Here is a 17962-nt window from a genome sequence, read left to right as displayed (position 1 = left end):
CTCGGTCACAGTTGACCGGAAGCGGGACGGAACCCGCGCAGGCGCAGGCTGTTCGCCACCACGAAGACCGAGGACAGCGCCATCGTGGCGCCGGCGATCATCGGGTTGAGCAGCCCGGCGGCGGCCAACGGCAGGGCCGCCACGTTGTAGCCGAACGCCCAGAACAGGTTCCCCCTGATGATGCCGAGCGTGCGCCGGGCCAGCCGGATCGCGTCCACCGCCGCGTCCAGGTCTCCCCGCACCAGGGTGAGGTCGGACGCCTCGATCGCCACGTCGGTGCCGGTGCCCATGGCCAACCCGAGGTCGGCCTGGGCCAGCGCCGGAGCGTCGTTCACCCCGTCACCGACCATCGCCACCGACCGCCCCTCGGCCTGGAGCCGCCGGACCACGTCGACCTTGCCGGCGGGCAGCACCTCGGCGATCACCTCGTCCACGCCCACCTCGGCGGCGACCGCGCGGGCCACCGTGGTGTTGTCACCGGTCAGCAGGATCGGGGTGAGCCCCAGCGCGCGCAGCCGGGCCACCGCCGCGCGGCTGGTCGGCCGGACCACGTCGGCGACCGCGAGCACGCCCCGGGCCCGCCCGTCCCAGCCGGCGACGATCGCCGTCCGACCGGCGGCCTCCGCCTCGCTGACGGCCCACTCCACCTCCGGGGGTACGTCGATTCCGCGCTCGCGCAGCAGTCGGGGCCGACCGACGAGCACGGCCCGGTCGTCGACGGTGCCGGTGACGCCGAGCCCTTCGAGGTTGGCGAACCCGGTGACCGGTGGCAGCGCGCCCGCCTCGGCGGCACCGGCGGCGACCGCGCGGGCGATCGGGTGCTCGGAGGCGGCCTCCACCGCCCCGGCGAACCTGAGCAACTCGGCGCGGTCCTCGCCGCTTGCCGGCACCACGTCCACCAGGGTCATCCGGCCGGTCGTCACGGTGCCGGTCTTGTCCAGGACCACCGTGTCCACCCGCCGGGTCGACTCCAGCACCTCCGGCCCCTTGATCAGCACGCCGAGCTGGGCACCCCGGCCGGTCCCGACGAGCAGCGCGGTCGGGGTGGCCAGGCCGAGCGCGCACGGGCAGGCGATGATCAGCACGGCCACGGCGGCGGTGAACGCGGCAGTCGGGCCGGCTCCGGTGCCGAGCCACCAGCCGAGGGTGCCCACCGCGAGGGTGATGACGATCGGCACGAACACACCGGAGATCCGGTCGGCGAGCCGCTGCACGGCCGCCTTGCCGCTCTGCGCCTGCTCGACCAGGTCGGCCATCCGGGCGAGCTGGGTGTCGCCGCCGACCCGGGTGGCGGTGACCACCAGTCGTCCGCCCGCGTTGATCGTGGCGCCGACCACGGCGTCGCCCGGGCCGACCTCGACCGGCACCGACTCGCCGGTCAGCATGCTGGCGTCGACCGCCGAGGTGCCGTCGTCGACCACCCCGTCGGTGGCGATCTTCTCCCCGGGCCGGACCACGAACCGGTCGCCCACGACGAGCCGGTCCACCGGTATCCGGGTCTCCACGCCGTCGCGCAGCACCGCCACGTCCCTGGCGCCGAGTTCGAGAAGGGCGCGCAGGGCGGCGCCGGCGGTCCGCTTGGAACGCGCCTCGAAGTAGCGGCCGGCCAGGATGAACACCGTCACCCCGGCGGCGGCCTCCAGGTAGATGTTGCCGGCGCCGTCGGTGCGGGTGATGTCGAAGCGGAACGGGTGCGTCATGCCGGGCATCCCCGCGTCGCCGAGGAACAGCGCCCACAGCGACCAGCCGAACGCGGCAAGGGTGCCGAGCGACACCAGCGTGTCCATGGTCGCCGCGCCGTGCCGCAGGTTGGTCCAGGCGGCGCGGTGGAACGGCAGGCCTCCCCAGACCACCACAGGGGCGGCCAGGGTCAACGACAGCCACTGCCAGTAGTCGAACTGCCAGGCGGGGACCATGGCCAGCAGGACCACGGGCACGCTGAGCGCCACCGACACCCAGAGCCGGGTACGCGGCCCCTTCAGCGGGTCCACCGGCTCCTCGCCGCTGTCGGGCGGTGCCGGCAGCGCCGCCGTGTAGCCGGTCTTCTGCACGGTGTCGATGAGGTCGTCGGGGGTGACGCCGTCGACGTAGCGGACGGTGGCCTTCTCGGTGGCGTAGTTGACGGTGGCGCTCACCCCGTCCATCCGGTTCAGCTTCTTCTCGATCCGGGCGGCGCAGGCGGCGCAGGTCATCCCCCCGATCGCCAACTCGATCCGGTTCGGTGCCTCGGGCAGCGGTCTGCTGGTGGTGGTCATCGTCTGGTCCCGTCAGTTGTGCCCGTGCCCGGGGGTGCCGTGCGTGGCTTCCCCGGTCGGCGCGGGTCCGCTCGGGTTGGGGTCGCCCCCGGCCGTGGCGGCGCCGGCGACGACTGTGAACTCGGCGGTGTGCACCGCCCCGCCGTGCCGGAAGTCGAGGTAGAGCCGGTAGGCGCCGGCCGACGGCACCTCGGCGAGGAAGGTGACGGTCGGGCCGGGGCGGGTGCGGCCGTCGCCGGGCGTCCCGTCCGGGTGCACGTGCAGGTACGCGAGGTCGCCCCGGCGCAGCGCCACCAGGTGCCCGTACGCGCCGAGGTACGGCTCCAGGTCGGTGACCGGCCGCCCGTCCCGGCTGACCGTCAGGGTGAGCGGCGAGGTGCGGCCGGGCTGCGGCTCACCGGCCAGGGTGACCGTGTAGCCGTCGACGCTGGTGCTGGTCGTCGGGGCGGGCAGCGGTCGTTCGGTCAGCTCGCCGGGGACTGTGACGTCCACGCCGAGGGTCAACGGCTCGCCCCCGGTCGGGGTGAAGTCGGCGAAGGCCCGCCACTGCCCGGGTCCGGCCAGCGGGGTGGCGACCCGCCAGGTGCCGTCCGGGGTGAGGTCGGGGTGGACGTGCCGGAAGCCGGAGAGGTCCCGCCGGGCCACGATGAGGTGCATCCGCTTGTCGTGGGCGACGTCGTAGCTGGTGACCGGTCGGCCGTCCGGGCCGTCGATCGTGAAGGCAAACTCGCCGGCCGGGGCGGCCACCGGGTCGAGGGTGTAGCCACGGTCGGAGACGAGCAGGCCGCCCGGGAGCCGGTCGACCACCTCGTCGTGCTCCCCGGCCGGGTGAGCGGCGGGGCCGTCGTGCCGGGTCTCGGCGGCGGGGGCGCCGGGGTCGACCACCTGGCCGACCCCGTACGCCGCGCCGAAGACCGCCACGAGACCGAGGGCGAACCCGCCCAGTCGGGTCACCGTGTTCACGCAGGGCCTGCCGACGAGCCGTCGACGAGGTCGTAGCCGGCCTCGTCGACGGCGGCCCGGACGGTCGCCACGTCCAGCGGCTGGTCGCTGCTCACGGTGACCTGACCGCTGGCGAGGTCGACCTGGACGTCGCGCACACCGTCGAGGGCGCCGACCTCGGCGCTGACCGCGCTGACGCAGTGCCCACAGGTCATGCCCTGCACCTGGTACGTGGTGTTGACCATCAGACCGTCTCCTCCGCCTCACCTACCGGTACCCGGTGGGGGTATCCGTCACGTGGACCGTACCATACCCCCCAGGGGTAGGCTATCCTGGTCGGCATGACCGCACCCACCCCGATCCGCGGGTACACCGCCAGCAAGGACCAACTGCTCGCGCGGCTCCGCCGCGTCGAGGGGCAGGTCCGGGGCATCGAGAAGATGGTCGACGACGACCGCTACTGCATCGACGTGCTCACCCAGATCTCCGCCATCCAGGCCGCCCTCGACAAGGTGGCGCTGGGGCTGCTCGACGGCCACGCCCGGCACTGCATGCACGAGGGCGCGGCCGAGGGTCGGGCCGACGAGATGGCCACCGAGATGATGGCGGCAGTCGGCCGGCTGATGAAGCGCGGCTGACCCCGCTCAGTCCGACTCCGGGTCGAGGCGTACCCGGCGCAGCAACTGGGCGTTGAGCGCCACCACGACTGTGGACGCCGACATCAGCACAGCGGCAAGCGCCGGGCTCAGCGCCACCCCGGCCCAGGCCAGCACGCCGGCCGCCAGCGGCAGCGCCACCACGTTGTAGCCGGCCGCCCAGGCCAGGTTCTGCCGCATCTTGCGGTACGACGCCCGGGACAACCGCACCACCGCGCCCACCCCACGCGGGTCGGACGAGGCGAGCACCACCCCGGCCGACTCGATCGCCACATCGGTGCCCGCGCCGATCGCGATGCCCACGTCGGCGCGGGCCAGCGCCGGCGCGTCGTTCACCCCGTCACCGACCATCGCCACGGTCAACCCCCGCCGCTGGAGCTCGGCCACCCGGCCGTCCTTCTCCGCCGGCAGCACCTCGGCGAACACCTCGTCGACGCCCGGACGGAACCCGAGTTCGGCGGCGACGGCCTCGGCCACCGGCCGCGCGTCCCCGGTGATCATGGCGATGGTCCGGACACCTTCGGTCCGCAGCTCGTCGACGGCCCGCCGGGCCTCCGGACGCACCTCGTCGGTCAACGCGAACGCGCCGAGCACGGTGTCCGGCAGCCGCACCAGATGCAGCACCGCGGCACCCCGCGCCGACCAGCGCCCGGTCGCCGCCGCCAGGCCGGCCGGGAGCGACACCCCCACCTCCCGCAGCAGCGCCGGCCCGCCCACCGCGTACTCCGTACCGTCGATCGTCGCCTGCACACCGCGGCCCGGCAACGACCGGAATCCGGCGGCCGGCGCCGGGCCGGCCCGCCCGGCCGCCGCCACGATCGCCCGGGCCAACGGATGCTCGCCGTCCGACTCGACACCCGCCGCGATCCGTAGCACCTCGTCCCGCCCGATGCCCGGCACCGTCACCAGGTTGGTGACGGCGTGCTCGCCCCGGGTCAGCGTGCCGGTCTTGTCGAAGAGCACCGCGCCGACGGTCCGCATCCGTTCCAGCGCCAACCGGTCCTTGACCAGGATCCCGGACCGCGCGGCCACCGCCGTGGAGAGCGCGACGACGAGCGGGATGGCCAGACCGAGGGCGTGCGGGCAGGCGATCACCAGGACGGTGACCGCGCGGACCACCGCCTCGTCGGGGTGACCCAGCGCCGTCCAGACCAGCACGGTCAGCACGGCGGTGCCGGTGGCCAGGTAGAACAACGCGGCGGCGAACCGGTCGGCGAGCAGTTGGGCCCGACCGCCCGAGCGCTGCGCCTCGGCGACCATGCGCTGGATGCCGGCGAGCGCGGTCCGCTCACCGAGCGCCTCCACGCGGACCCGGATCGCCGAGTCGGTGGCGACGGTGCCCGCCACCACCCGGTCGCCGGCCGCCCGGGCGACCGGCCGCGACTCACCGGTGATCATGGACTCGTCCAGCTCGGCGCCGCCCTCGACGATGCCCCCGTCCGCCGGCACCCGCCCACCCGGACGGACCAGCACCACGTCGCCGACCCGCAGCGCACCGACGGCAACCGGCTCGACCCGGCCGTCGGCGGCCACCCGCTCGGCCTCGTCGGGCAGCAGCGCGGCAAGCGCCGCGAGCGCTCCCCGGGCCTGCCCGATGGCCTTCATCTCCTGCCAGTGCCCGAGCAGCATGATGGTGACCAGCGCCGCCAACTCCCACCAGAAGTCCAGGTCGAACGCGCCGACGCTGGTGGCCAGCGACGCGGTGTACGCGACCGTGATCGCCATCGCGACCAGCAGCATCATCCCCGGCGCCCGGTCCCGTACCTCCCGGACCGCGCCGGCCAGGAACGGCCAGCCGCCCCACCAGAACACCACCGAGCCGAGCACCGGACCCACCCAGGAACGCCCCGGCACGTCCCAGCGCAGACCGAGCCGGTCCGCCACCAGGTGACTGGTCAGCACCACCGGCACGGTGAGCACCAGGCAGACCCAGAACCGGCTGCGGAACATCGCCGGATCGTGGCCCGCGTGCCTGTCGTGCCCGCCGCGGTGCGCGCCGTGCGGATCAGACGGTGACTCAGCGTGCATGACTCCACGATCCCGGGCCGCGCGCCGCGACGCGGGCGGTTCGCGGACCCCGACACCCCGGCACGACCTGCGACCCACGGCCGGGGTCGTTAGCATTCCGACGATGGCCCTCCGGATCCCGCTGCGCAGTCCGGCACCGGTGCCGCCCCGACGCGGCGCCGCCTCCCGCCGGCCCGGCCGGTCGTTCACCGTACGTGATCAGGCAATCGGCATCCCGCGATCCGCCGCGCCCGTCACCGCGTTTCCGCGGTTGCGGTGAACCGACCGGCCCGCCGGCACGTATCCCGCACCGGATTCGTTGGGAGTCTCGCATTGGGTTCCGACCACAGCCGTTCCGTTCCGTCCGCCCCACCGCGGGTACGGCGGATCCTCGTCGCGACCGTGGTACCCCTGTTCGTCGCCACCGTGCTCGCGGCGGTGGTGCTCTGGCCCCGGGACGCCTCACCGCCGACGGGTGGTGGCGCGGACGTCCCCCGCCACCACGGCACGGTGACCCGCGTGGTGACCGAACCGTGCCCGCCCGCGCCGCAGACCCCGGAGGGCACGCCGGACGCCGGTGACGGGCCGTGCGGCACGGTGGACGTCCGGGTGCAGGACGGGCCGCGCGCCGGGCAGCAGGTCCAGACACCCGTGCCGGACGGCCCCGGTGCGCCCCGGGTGGACGTCGGCGACGAGGTGATCCTGGTCGAGCTGACCGACCCGGCCGACCCCGGCGCCAGCACCTGGAACATCGCCGAACACCAGCGCGGAACCCCACTGGTGTGGCTGGCGGTGGTCTTCGCCGCCGCGATCGTCGCGTTCGGCCGGTGGCGTGGCCTGGCCGCGCTCGCCGGACTGGCCGCGAGCTTCGCCATCCTGCTCACCTTCGTGCTGCCGGGCATCGCCGCCGGCCGGTCACCGCTCGTCGTCGCCGTGGTCGGCGCAGCTCTGATCATGTTCGTGGTGCTGTACCTGACACACGGGGTCACCGCGCAGACCTCGGTCGCGGTGCTCGGCACCCTGGGCAGCCTGGTGCTCACCGGCGTACTGGCCACCATCGCCACCGCCGCCACCCACCTCACCGGCTTCGGCAGCGAGGACGCCACCACCCTGTCGATGTTCCAGGCCGACGTGGACCTGCACGGCCTGCTGCTCGCCGGGATCATCATCGGCTCGCTCGGGGTGCTCGACGACGTGACCGTCACCCAGGCGGCCACCGTCACGGAACTCGCGAACGCCAACCCGGGGCTGACCCGGTTGCAGCTCTACCGGGCGGCGACCCGGGTCGGTCGGGCGCACATCGCCTCCACGGTCAACACCATCGTGCTGGCGTACGCGGGCGCCTCACTGCCGCTGCTGCTCCTGCTCACCGCCGACACGCGCCCCCTCGGGCAGATCCTCACCAGCGAGTTCCTGGCACAGGAGATCGTCCGCAGCGCCGTGGCCACTCTCGGCCTCATCGCCGCCGTACCGCTGACCACCGGGCTGGCCGCGGTGGTGACGGCCGCCGGCCGGTCGACCGCCACGCCGGCCGACGACGTCCCCGCCCCCCGACCACGGCCGGACCGCGCGGAGGCCCTGGCCGCACTCAGCTCCCCGCGTACGGACCCGTCGGACGGACCGGACCCGACGCGGACGACACCCCCGCCCGCCGCCACCACCCGGTGGCCAGAGTCGAACAGGAGCACGGATACGGCATGGTGACACTCCTCAGCGTGACCAGATCGGGCATCCGGCCTGAGAACCGCATCACTGGTCACTCAACGCCATGGCGAAATGACGCTTTTAGTCGGCATCGGGACGTAGCTCAGCGGGTCGACTCTCGGGTAACCTCGCTGCCGGTCACCGCTGAAGGCGCGAATCGGCGCCTGCGGTGCCACCGCCCAATCGCCAGCCGGCGAGCCGGGAACCCAGGTACGTGGGGTGAATCCGCGTCAGCGGTAGGGGCCACTTCCGCCCCGAACCCGTCAGCTAACCCGGTCGGCGGTCGACGGAAGGGAAAATCGTGACGGCACCCCTACGCCGCTGGTTGACGCCCGTGGTGGCCGTGATCGCCGCACTGACCGTGCTCGCCGGCCCCCTCCCGGCGCACGCAGCCCCGACGACGCCGACGCCGTCCGGGCACGAGGAGGACGGCGAGCCGACGCTGCTCAACGACGTCATCGAGAAGACCAACCGGGACTACGTCGCGGCCAAGTCCCAGCTGGACAAGTCCAGGAAGCGGCAGGCGGAGCTGGCGGCCGAGGTGGACCGCGCGAAGGCCGAGCTGGACGCCCTCGCACCGCAGGTCGGTCAGATCGCCGCCCAGTCGTACCGGACCGGTCGGATCGGCGCCATCGCGATGCTGCTGGAGAGCGACGCCCCCGACTCGTTCGTCCGGCGGGCCGCCGCGCTCGACGAGATGAACATGGTCAACGAGAAGAAGCTCTCCGAGGTCAACGCGGTCAAGGCCCGCGCCGAACAGGCGAAGCTGCTTCTCGACGCGGAGGTACGGGAGCAGCAGAAGCAGACCGCCCTGATGGCGAAGGAGAAGCGCGACGCGGACAAGGCGCTCGCCCTCGTCGGTGGGAAGGGCTTCACCGGCGGTCTGGTGGACGCCACGTCGCCGGTCGCCCGGATCGGTCCGGGGCGCTCCGCCGACGGCGACTGGAAGCCGCAGTCGTGCAGCGAGGACGACCCGACCACGTCCGGCTGCGTCACGCCGCGCACGCTGCACGCGTACAAGGAGGTCAAGCGGGCCGGCTTCAACCGGTTCGTGGGCTGCTACCGCTCCGGCGGACCGTGGGAGCACCCGAAGGGCCGCGCCTGCGACTGGTCGTTGCAGAAGAGCGGCTTCAGCCCGTGGCACAACGACGACACCCGGACGTACGGCAACAACGTCGCCGCGTTCCTCATCCGCAACGCCGACCGCCTCGGCATCTACTACGTGATCTGGAACCGGCAGATCTGGTTCCCGGCGACCGGCTGGAAGTCGTACAGCGGGCCGTCGAACCACACCGACCACGTCCACATGTCGCTGCTCTGACCCGCTCACCCAGCTGATCGAGGGCCGTCCCGCGTCGCGGGGCGGCCCTCGACGCGTCAGGCGGCGGCGGGCGCCGACGGCCCGTCGGGTACGTCGAGCGCCGCGACGTGGGCCGGAACGGCGGCGACCGGGCGCACCGCGCCGGCGGCGAGCCGGTACGACATGCCCACCACCGCGCACCGCCCCCGTGTCACGGCGTCGGCCAGCACGGACGACTGCTCCAGCAGCGTCTCGACGGTCTGCGCGATGTGGATGTCGACGATGTCGTCGATGTCCTCGACTCCCTCGGCGGCGGCGCGACGGAGGCTCGGCAGCACGGCGTCGACAACGGCGCCCAGGTGCCCCTGGGGTGCCACGCCGGTGGCGGAGACCTCCCTGGCCGCCTGGACGGCGCCGCACGAGTCGTGGCCCAGCACGACCACCAGCGGGGTGCCGAGGACGGTCACCGCGTACTCCACGCTGCCCAGCACCTCGGGGCCCGTGGTGTGCCCGGCGGTGCGGACCACGAACAGGTCACCGAGCCCCCGATCGAAGATGATCTCGGCGGCGAGCCGCGAGTCGGAGCAGCCGACGATCACCGCGAACGGGTGCTGCCCGTCGGCCACCGCGGTCCGGTGCCCGGCGTCCTGGTTGGGGTGGCGCGGGGAGCCGCTGACGAAGCGCCGGTTGCCGGCGGTCAGCTCGGCGTACGCCCGGGCCGGCTCGGTGAGCGTCGACGTCTGGTCGGCGTTCCGCTGCGGACCCGGCTGCCCGCCGGATGCTCCGGGAAGGCTCATCCCCGCACCTCGTTTCCACGCGTCTGACCTGGTCAGCCGGCTGTTCGACCGGCCGGTGGCGGGCGCTGGCCCGCTCCACGGTCACACGCACCACAAGATGCGTCAAGGTATGCGTGATATAGATTTCATACGTTCGGGCCGGGGGCGCTCCCGGCCCGACGCCCCGGAGGCAGGGCCGACGACTCTCGATGGCAGGGTGACGAGTGGGACGGACAACCGGAGAGGCGGTCCCACGATGACGGGCACGGCGACGGGTGCGACCGGCGGCGGACGGAACTGGACGTTCCTCACCAACCACGGACATGTTCTGCTGGCCATCGCCCGCGACCCCACGGCCCGGCTGCGCGACGTCGCGGCGGAGGTCGGCGTGACCGAACGGGCCGCGCAGGCGATCGTCGCCGACCTGGAAGCGGGCGGCTACCTGCACCGCACCCGGGTCGGCAGGCGCAACGAGTACACCCTCAACCCGGCCGGCCGGTTCCGGCACCCCTCCGAGGCGTACCGGCAGGTCGGCGATCTGCTCGCGCTCTTCGCCGACGCACCCCCCGCCCACGCCACCCGCCCGTCCTGACCGCCGCCGCCGGGCCGCTGCCCGGCCCACCACAGCGGTAATCTCTGCGGGTGCGCGAAAGCCTGCCGATGAGCGCGACCGAGCCACCCCACCGCGCCGCGCGTGTCGCCCGTGGCGTCCTCAGTGGAACGCTGGCGGCCCTGCTCGGCGCGACCCTGGTGGCACCCACCCCGGCAGCCGCCGCACCGCCCACGTGCGGCCCCGCGGGCGACCCGGGCCTGACCGAGATGCCGTGGGGGCTGCGCCGGCTGGAACCGTCCGCCGCGTGGCCGCTCTCCCGGGGCGACGGGGTGACGGTGGCCGTCATCGACTCCGGCGTCTCCGCCATCCACCCGCTGCTCAAGGGCCAGGTGCTCGAAGGCCGCGACTTCAACGACCTCCCCGCCAACAAGGGGCAGTGCGACCTGGTCGGCCACGGCACGATGATCGCCGGCATCATCGCCGGGCGGGAGGGCGCCGGCGTACCCTTCAGCGGCATCGCCCCCGCCGCCCGCATCCTGCCCGTCCGGGTCCTGCCCGACCTCAAGGGCACCAACGACGAGGCACTGCCCGGCCAGGTCGCCGCGGCCATCGACTGGGCCGTCGACCAGGGCGCCGACGTCATCAACATGTCCCTGACGACACTGCCCCGCCCCGAGCTGGAACGGGCCGTCGAGCGGGCGCTGGCCAAACAGGTCGTGCTCGTCGCCGCCGCCGGCAACCGGCAGGAGAACCAACAGGACCGACCCGGCTACCCGGCCGCCTACCCCGGCGTCATCGCCGTCGGCGGCGTCGACGAGCAGGGCGGGCACGTGGGCACCTCGGTCAGCGGCTCCTACGTGGACATCGCCGCGCCCGGGCTGAACATCGTCGGCCCGGCACCCGGTGGAGCCGGCTACCGCGCCGAGCCCAACGGCGGCACCAGCTACGCCGCCGCGTACGTCTCGGGGACGGCGGCGCTGGTCCGGGCCGCGTACCCGGACCTCGACCCGCAGCAGGTCGCCGACCGGCTGGAACGGACGGCCGACAACCCGCCGGACGGGCACAACGCCGACGTCGGCTACGGAGTCGTCAGCCCGTACCGCGCGGTGTCGAGCGTGCTCGGCACCCGCACCGACCCACCCGCCGGGGCGCTGCCGATGCCCGCCGAAGAGGACGACCCGCTGAGCGGGCAACGCGTCGCCGCGCTGTGGGCCGCCGCCATCGGCGCCCTGCTCGTCGTGCTGCTGCTGATCGCCCGGCCGGTACTGGCCCGGGGCCGCCGTCGCGGCTGGCGGCCCGGCCGGCGCACGGATTCCGCCGTCACCGGCTGAGCCGGCCCCCGGTGCACGGGCCGTGCAACGCACGGCGGCTCCGACCCGGGTCGCACCCGGACCGGAGCCGCCGTGAGGGCTGCCTCAGCTCCACACCTTGGAGTTGCTCATCTCGGTGGAGACGTAGTTCTCGCGGGCGATGCCCACGGCGCCACCGATCTCGTTGAGGATCCGGTTGATGTCCCGGACCGCCGTGTCCCACTTGGCCTGGTGCTGCTCGTAGGCCACCCGGTCCTCGCCGTCCCAGTGCAGCTTGGACAGCATCGACCGCAGCGTGTCGAGCTTCTCGTCGATGGTCTTCGAGATCGCCTGCATCTGCTGGTTGCTGCTCTCGAGGACCGCGTAGTCAACCTTGATCGTCACGATTTCCTCCTCTGCTGGCTACGGATCACGGGTTGAGAGCAGAGTGGAACTTGTCCAGCATCTGCTGCTGCTCTTCGTCGTTGACCTGGTGCGTCGTACCCGACTTGTCGAGCAGGTCGGCGATGCTGTCCATCGCCGTCAGCAGCTTGACGGTGTCCTCGTTCCAGCGCGTCATCAGCGACTGGAAGCCCGTGGACGCCTGACCCTTCCACGCCATGGCCAGGTCGTCGACCACGTTCCACAGCTTCTTGAGCTCGCCGTCGACCTCGCTGCGCGTGGACCGCACGTCACTCGCGGCGGTATGCAGAGTCGCAGCTTCGACCTCGAACGCCATGCTTCACACCCTTCCGTCTGTTGTGGTGGCGGCTTCGCCGCACCCCTCCCCCGCGGCAAGGCAGCAACACCCCACCGACGGACACTCCAGTAGAGACCGTAGCCGAAGCTGTCCAGCTCTCGCAGCCCTGAGCGGGGCCGTTCGATGGATAGTGGTGAATCGGGAATGCGACCGTACGACCGGCACCGCCCACCACACCCGATCAGGACGGCTCCGACCAGGCGGTCTGGATCAACTGCTGGCCGTCGCGCCGGCGCACGAGAGTGCCGCGACCCGGCGGCTGCGGACTCGGTCGCAACGCGCCGAAGACCGCACCCTCCTCCCGGTTGCCGGACATCAGCAGGCCCGGCGAGTCCAGTTCCCGCAGCCGTTGCAGCACCGGCTCGTAGAGCGCCCGGGACACACCGCCGACCCGCCGGGTGACCACCAGGTGCAGGCCGATGTCCCGAGCCTGCGGCAACAGCTCCAGCAGGGCGCTGAGCGGATTGCTGCCACCGGAGGCGACCAGGTCGTAGTCGTCCACCAGGATGTACAGGTCCGGACCCTTCCACCAGCTACGGTCCCGCAGCTGGGCCGTGGTCACGTCCGGGCCGGGCAGCCGGTTGGACAACGCGCTGCGGATCGAGCCGAGCCCCTGGGCGAACGCCTGGTTGGACGGCGCGTAGTCGAGCAGGTGGTCACCCTCCACCGCCCCCAGCAGACCGCGCCGGTAGTCGGCGATCACCAGCCTGGCCTGCGCCGGCGTGTACCGCTCGGTGATGCCCCGGGCGATCAACCGCAGCAGGTTGGTCTTGCCGCACTCCGCGTCGCCGAAGACCGTCAGGTGCGGCTCGTTCGCCAGATCCAGGTAGACCGGCGCGAGCGCCGACTCGTTGACGCCGATCGGCAGCCCCGGCACCGAACGGTCGATGATCCGGGCCAGCTCCCCCACCGGCAGCTTGCGCGGCAGCAGCCGCACCTTCGGTGCCGGCCGGCCCGACCAGTTCGCCGCCACGTGCCCGGCCAGGGCGATCGACGCCTCGGTCAGGTCGTCGATGTCCCGGCGGCCGTCGATCCGGGAGATGGCGGTGAGGAAGTGCAGCTTGTCGCGCGTCAGGCCACGACCGGGTGCCTTCTCCGGCACGTTCGTCGCCGAACGGCGGTCGATCTCCGACTCGGAGGCGTCACCGAGCCGCAGCTCCAGCTTGGTGCCGAGCAGATCCCGCATGTTGATCCGGATCTCCGCCCACCGCACCGCCGTGAGCACCACGTGCACACCGAAGCCGAGGCCACGGTTGGCGAGCGTGGTGATGGTCTGCTCCAGCTCCTCGTACTCCTGGCGCAGCGTGTTCCAGCCGTCCACCACCAAAAACACGTCACCGAACGGGTCGTCGGCGAACTCGCCCGCGGCACGGCGACGGCGGTAGCTCGACACCGAGTCGATGCCGTGCTGGGCGAAGCGCGCCTCCCGGTCGTCGAGCACGGCCACCACCTCGGCCACCGTCCGGCGTACCGCCTCCACGTCCCGCCGACCGGCCACCCCGGCCATGTGCGGCAGCCGCTCCATGCTGCGCAACGCGCCGCCGCCGAAGTCCAGGCAGAAGAACTGCACCTCACGCGGCGTGTGGGTGAGCGCCAGCGAGGCCAGCAGCGTCCGCAGCATGGTGCTCTTGCCGCTCATCGAACGGCCCACGATGACCACGTTGCCGCCCGCACCGGCCAGCTCCACCATCATCGGGTCACGGCGCTGCTCGTACGGGCGGTCGACCACGCCGACCGGCACGGTGAGCCGCCCCCGACCCGGCCAGGACGCGGTGCACAGCCCGTACGTCGGGTCCACGGCCAGCTGACCGAGCAGCTCGCCCAGGCCCGGCGGGTCCGCCAGCGGCGGCAGCCACACCTGGTGCGCCGGACGACCACGGCCCTTGAGCTGCTCGATCAGCACGTCGAGCATCGCCACGGCCTTGCCGTCGGCCGGCTGCTCCGGCTCCGGCGTGGTGTCCACCGGCAGCTGCGGGGCCTGCGCCGGAATGAAGTCGAGCCCGTACGGCACGATCCGCCGCTGCACCAGCGCCTGCGAGGCGGACGCCTGCTGCCCCGGCGCGCGGTACGCCCCCGACACGTACGCGGCCCGGAACCGCAGCATCGTGCTGGTGTCCGTCTTCAGGTAGCCGTGCCCCGGGGCGTTCGGCAGCTCATACGCGTCCGGCACACCGAGGACGATCCGGCTCTCCACCGCCGAGAAGGTCCGCAGACCGATCCGGTACGACAGGTGGGTGTCCAGGCCGCGCAGCTTGCCCTCTTCGAGGCGCTGGCTCGCCAGCAGCAGGTGCACACCCAGCGAACGCCCCAACCGGCCGATCATGACGAACAGGTCGATGAAGTCGGGCTTCGCGGCGAGCAGCTCGCTGAACTCGTCGCAGATGATCAGGAGGCTGGGCATCGGCGCCAACGGCTCGCCCGCCGAGCGGGCCTTCTCGTACTCGAACCGGGAGACGTAGTTGCCGGCCGCCCGCAGCAGCTCCTGCCGACGCACCATCTCGCCCGCCAGCGCGTCGCGCATGCGGTCGACGAGCGGCAACTCGTCGGCCAGGTTGGTGATCACCGCGCTGGTGTGCGGCAGCGCCTCCAACGAGGCGAACGTCGCACCGCCCTTGAAGTCCACCAGGACGAAGTTCAGTTCCTCCGACGAGTGGGTGACCGCCAGGGCCGCCACCACCGTACGCAGCAGCTCGCTCTTTCCCGAGCCGGTGGCGCCGATGACCAGGCCGTGCGGGCCCATGCCCTCGTGCGCGGACTCCTTGAAGTCCAGCTCGACCACGTTGCCGTCCGGGCCGACGCCGAGCGGGATGCGCAGCCGGTCCCGGTGGCCGCGCGGCCGCCACGTCTGCCGGACGTCGACCGTCGCGGCGTCACCGACGCCGAGCAGGTCCGGTAGCTCCATGCTGCGGGCCAGCGGCTCCTCGCTGCTGGTCTGCTGCTGGGAGAGCCGGTAGGGGGCGATCTGTCGGGCCAGCCCCTCGGCGGCCTCGGCGGTGAGCCGGTCCGGACGACCGAGGGGCGACGAGGTGGTGCCCCGGACCAGCTCCAGCGTGTTGCCGTCGCCCACGTCGAGGCAGAGCAGCCAGCGGCCGGCGTCGCGCGGCACCGTCCCGGACAGGTCGATCATCGTGGCGCCCAGCAGACCCGGGCCCAGCAGTTGGCCGGTCGGCGAGACCTCACCACCGTCGATCACCACGACCAGGTGCGGCGCGGTGGTCAGCGGCTTGGCCTCCGGCGCGAACCGGGGTCGCCCGGCCAGCTCGGAGGCGAGGGACTCCTCCGCCTCGGCGAGGCTCGCGAACACCAGCCGGCGCGCGCCGGCCGCATCGGTACGTCCACTGTGGTGCGCGTGCGGCAGCCACTTCACCCAGTCCCACACCGACTGCCGGTCCGGTGCCGCGACCACCGCGATCACCAGGTCGTCCGGGGCGTGGAAGGTGGCCAGCTGGCCCAGCGCCGCCCGGGTCAGGTCGAGCACCGGCTCCCGGTCACCACGCAGCACGACCCTGCTGAACGCGCGCACCGACAGCGCGGTCGGCAGGTCGGGAACCGTCGAGTGGGCCCGGACGAACCGGCGCAGCGCGATGGCGCTCATCGGCTCCAGGTCCTCCACCGGCTTGGTCTCCGGCGGAACGATCTCCACGGCCAGCCGCTGCGGACCGAGCGCGATCCGGGTCTCGCCGAAGTCGTCCTCGGTGATCCGCCGCTCCCACAGCCGGCGGGACGCGGCGATCGACCAGAGCGCGTCCGGTTCCGGATGCCGCCACGCCATCGCCGCCCGCTGCTGCTCCGCCGCGCGCCGGGTGCGCTTGCGCATCTGGGCCAGGTAGCGCATGTAGTCGCGGCGTTCGGCGTTCACCTCGGCCTTGTCCTTGCCGCCGCTGTTGGCAAGCGAACCGATCGCCATGCCGAGCATGGAGACGCCGAACAGGCCACCGGCGACGTACGTCATCATGCCGCCGCCCTTGCCCGCGTACAGGAAGGCCATCGCGCCGACCCCGCAGAACATCGGCAGGATCATGAGCAGCTGCCCCATCCCGCGGGGCGTCGGCTCCGGTAGCTCGGGAGGGGACTCCAGCAGCACCTCACCACGCGGCAGAGCCGGTCCCGGCTGACGCGGGAGCCGGCGGAACACCACCGTGCTCACGGCTGTCTCCTCCCCAGAAGCGGCCCTGACGACGCGCCGCCGCGGACGGGAGTCTGCGGGTGGGCATCGTACGTGCACGCCATCGTAGGTAATCTCCCGTGGGCGCGGTGGACCCGCACCGCGGCACCGCGGCCCGCTGATCGTAGACGGACACCTGGAGGCCACTGTGGCGACGAAGACGGCGACCGGTGGTCTGAGCCGGATCACCATCGTGGCTCCCCGTACCCGGATGGATCTGGCTCTGCCCTCGGACGTTCCGCTCGCCGACCTGCTGCCCACCCTGCTGCGCTACGCCGGCGAGGACCTCGCCGACGAGGGGGTCCGGCACGGCGGCTGGGCACTGTCCAGGTTGGGCGGCGCACCGCTGGACGGCGGGCGTACGGCGGTGCAGCTCGGCGTACGCGACGGCGAGGTCCTCTACTTCAATCCCCGCGCGGCCGCGGCCCCGGAGATCGTCTTCGACGACGTGGTGGACGCGGTCGCGACGGCGACCAACCAGCGGCCCGGCGCCTGGCAGGCCGGCGCGAGCAGGTCCTTCGCGGTGCTGTTCGCGGCGGCGGCGCTGGGTGCCGGTGCGGTGGCCGCGCTCTTCGCCGGTCCACCACACCTGCCGGGTGCGGTGGCCGCCCTCCTGGTGGCGGTGGCGTTGCTGGTCGGCGCGGCGGTGCTGTCCCGGGCCGCCGGTGACAGCCGGACCGGCGCCGTGCTGGCCATGATCGGCCTTGTGCACGCGGGCACCGGCGGTCTGCTGCTGCTCGCCGGTGACCGGCCGCTGACCGGGCTGGCGAGCCCGCACGTCCTGCTCGCGGCCACCGCCGCGGTGGTCGCCGGCGCGGTGGCCGTGCTGGCGGTGGGTGACCGGTACCCGCTGTTCTTCGCCTCGATCGGCGTGGGGGCGGCGACGGGCGTGGGCGCCCTGCTCTGCCTGGCCTTCGGCATCGACGCGCCGGCCGCCGCCGCGGTGGTGGCGACCGTCGCGTTCGGTGTGGTGCCGGCACTGCCGATGGCGGCGTACCGGCTGGCCCGGCTGCCGGTGCCGTCCATCCCGACCGGCCCGGACGACCTGAAGACCGACAGCGAGTCGGTCGACGGCCGACAGGTGCTCCAGCAGAGCGAACGCGCCGACGACTTCCTCACCGGTCTGCTGTGGACGGTGTCGGTGCTGGTCCTCGGCGCGGAGCTGGTGCTGGCCCTGGACGGGCGGCTGGCGGCGGTGCTGCTCTGCCTCGTGCTGGGCCTGCTCTCACTGCTGCGGGCCCGGCCGCTCCTGGGCCGGGCGCAGCGCGTCCCGGTGCTGCTCGCCGGCACGGTGGGGCTGGGTCTCGCCGCGGCGGCCACCTTCGCCGACGGTTCGCTGCCGGTCCGGCTCGGGCTGGTCCTCGGTGGGCTGCTGCTGGCCGCCGTGATCAGCCTGGTCTACGGGCTGAGCGTGGCGGGCAAGCGCATCTCGCCGGTCTGGGGTCGGCTGCTCGACATCGTCGAGATCCTGCTGATCATCTCGCTGGTGCCGCTCGCCTTCTGGGTCTGCGGGCTGTACGGCTGGATCGTCAACCTGCGGCCCTGACCCGGCCGG

Annotated in this window: 14 protein-coding genes and 1 riboswitch; of the genes, 6 read left to right on the top strand and 8 right to left on the bottom strand. The window is 73.2% G+C overall.

The window, feature by feature from the left end; genetic code table 11:
* Nucleotides 1–5: 5 nt before the first annotated feature.
* The 3 genes from ABZS77_RS03710 to ABZS77_RS03700 are packed head-to-tail and all read right to left on the bottom strand — an operon-like array spanning nt 6 to nt 3442.
* Nucleotides 6–2255, bottom strand: coding sequence for a heavy metal translocating P-type ATPase (locus ABZS77_RS03710; RefSeq protein ID WP_354816533.1), 2250 nt, complete (start codon nt 2253–2255; stop codon nt 6–8).
* 12 nt (nt 2256–2267) lie between these two features.
* Entirely contained in the window at nt 2268–3218 is a 951-nt protein-coding gene (locus ABZS77_RS03705; RefSeq protein WP_354816530.1) for a hypothetical protein, read from the bottom strand.
* On the bottom strand, nt 3215–3442 hold the full coding sequence (locus tag ABZS77_RS03700; RefSeq protein WP_354816527.1) for a copper ion binding protein: 228 nt from the start codon (nt 3440–3442) through the stop codon (nt 3215–3217). The genes ABZS77_RS03705 and ABZS77_RS03700 overlap by 4 nt, the downstream gene beginning before the upstream one ends.
* Before the next feature lie 96 nt (nt 3443–3538).
* Between ABZS77_RS03700 and ABZS77_RS03695 the strand changes: the two genes are divergently transcribed.
* Nucleotides 3539–3835, top strand: coding sequence for a metal-sensitive transcriptional regulator (locus tag ABZS77_RS03695; RefSeq protein WP_030329541.1), 297 nt, complete (start codon nt 3539–3541; stop codon nt 3833–3835).
* A 6-nt stretch (nt 3836–3841) separates the two neighbouring features.
* Here ABZS77_RS03695 and ABZS77_RS03690 read toward each other — a convergent pair whose 3' ends face one another.
* Nucleotides 3842–5803, bottom strand: coding sequence for a copper-translocating P-type ATPase (locus tag ABZS77_RS03690; protein ID WP_354816524.1), 1962 nt, complete (start codon nt 5801–5803; stop codon nt 3842–3844).
* A gap of 390 nt (nt 5804–6193) precedes the next feature.
* Here ABZS77_RS03690 and ABZS77_RS03685 point away from each other — a divergent pair, with 390 nt between their 5' ends.
* Both ABZS77_RS03685 and ABZS77_RS03680 read left to right on the top strand, forming a co-directional pair.
* Complete coding sequence (locus ABZS77_RS03685) at nt 6194–7564, top strand: YibE/F family protein (RefSeq protein ID WP_354816521.1); 1371 nt, start codon at nt 6194–6196, stop codon at nt 7562–7564.
* Between the two features lie 166 nt (nt 7565–7730).
* A riboswitch (cyclic di-AMP (ydaO/yuaA leader) is annotated at nt 7731–7862 on the top strand.
* A 3-nt stretch (nt 7863–7865) separates the two neighbouring features.
* Complete coding sequence (locus tag ABZS77_RS03680) at nt 7866–8885, top strand: hypothetical protein (protein WP_354816518.1); 1020 nt, start codon at nt 7866–7868, stop codon at nt 8883–8885.
* Nucleotides 8886–8941: 56 nt separating this feature from the next.
* Here ABZS77_RS03680 and ABZS77_RS03675 read toward each other — a convergent pair whose 3' ends face one another.
* Entirely contained in the window at nt 8942–9661 is a 720-nt protein-coding gene (locus ABZS77_RS03675) for a carbonic anhydrase (RefSeq protein WP_354816515.1), read from the bottom strand.
* Nucleotides 9662–9896: 235 nt separating this feature from the next.
* Here ABZS77_RS03675 and ABZS77_RS03670 point away from each other — a divergent pair, with 235 nt between their 5' ends.
* Nucleotides 9897–10232, top strand: a complete 336-nt coding sequence (locus tag ABZS77_RS03670; protein WP_354816512.1) for a helix-turn-helix domain-containing protein — start codon at nt 9897–9899, stop codon at nt 10230–10232.
* A 50-nt stretch (nt 10233–10282) separates the two neighbouring features.
* The gene (gene mycP, locus ABZS77_RS03665; protein WP_354816509.1) at nt 10283–11524 is read left to right on the top strand and encodes a type VII secretion-associated serine protease mycosin; all 1242 of its coding nucleotides are present in this window, start codon (nt 10283–10285) and stop codon (nt 11522–11524) included.
* A gap of 84 nt (nt 11525–11608) precedes the next feature.
* Here the strand turns inward: mycP and ABZS77_RS03660 are convergent, their stop codons facing one another.
* From ABZS77_RS03660 to eccCa, 3 genes are all read right to left on the bottom strand, one after another.
* Complete coding sequence (locus ABZS77_RS03660; RefSeq protein ID WP_139583997.1) at nt 11609–11887, bottom strand: WXG100 family type VII secretion target; 279 nt, start codon at nt 11885–11887, stop codon at nt 11609–11611.
* A gap of 25 nt (nt 11888–11912) precedes the next feature.
* Nucleotides 11913–12221 carry a WXG100 family type VII secretion target gene (locus tag ABZS77_RS03655; protein WP_139583998.1) on the bottom strand — a complete coding sequence of 103 codons (309 nt, stop codon included), beginning with the start codon at nt 12219–12221 and terminating at the stop codon, nt 11913–11915.
* A 202-nt stretch (nt 12222–12423) separates the two neighbouring features.
* Nucleotides 12424–16389: a type VII secretion protein EccCa gene (eccCa, locus tag ABZS77_RS03650; protein ID WP_354816506.1), complete on the bottom strand. Its 3966-nt coding sequence runs from the start codon at nt 16387–16389 to the stop codon at nt 12424–12426.
* 166 nt (nt 16390–16555) lie between these two features.
* On the opposite strand from eccCa, the gene eccD reads away from it, so the two are divergent.
* Complete coding sequence (eccD, locus tag ABZS77_RS03645; protein WP_354816503.1) at nt 16556–17953, top strand: type VII secretion integral membrane protein EccD; 1398 nt, start codon at nt 16556–16558, stop codon at nt 17951–17953.
* Nucleotides 17954–17962 lie beyond the last annotated feature (9 nt).

The sequence above is a fragment of the Micromonospora sp. NPDC005298 genome, from assembly GCF_040607375.1.
Lineage (GTDB): Bacteria > Actinomycetota > Actinomycetes > Mycobacteriales > Micromonosporaceae > Micromonospora.
Note: the sequence above shows the minus strand (reverse complement) of the source record. Positions and strands in the feature narration are given on the sequence as shown.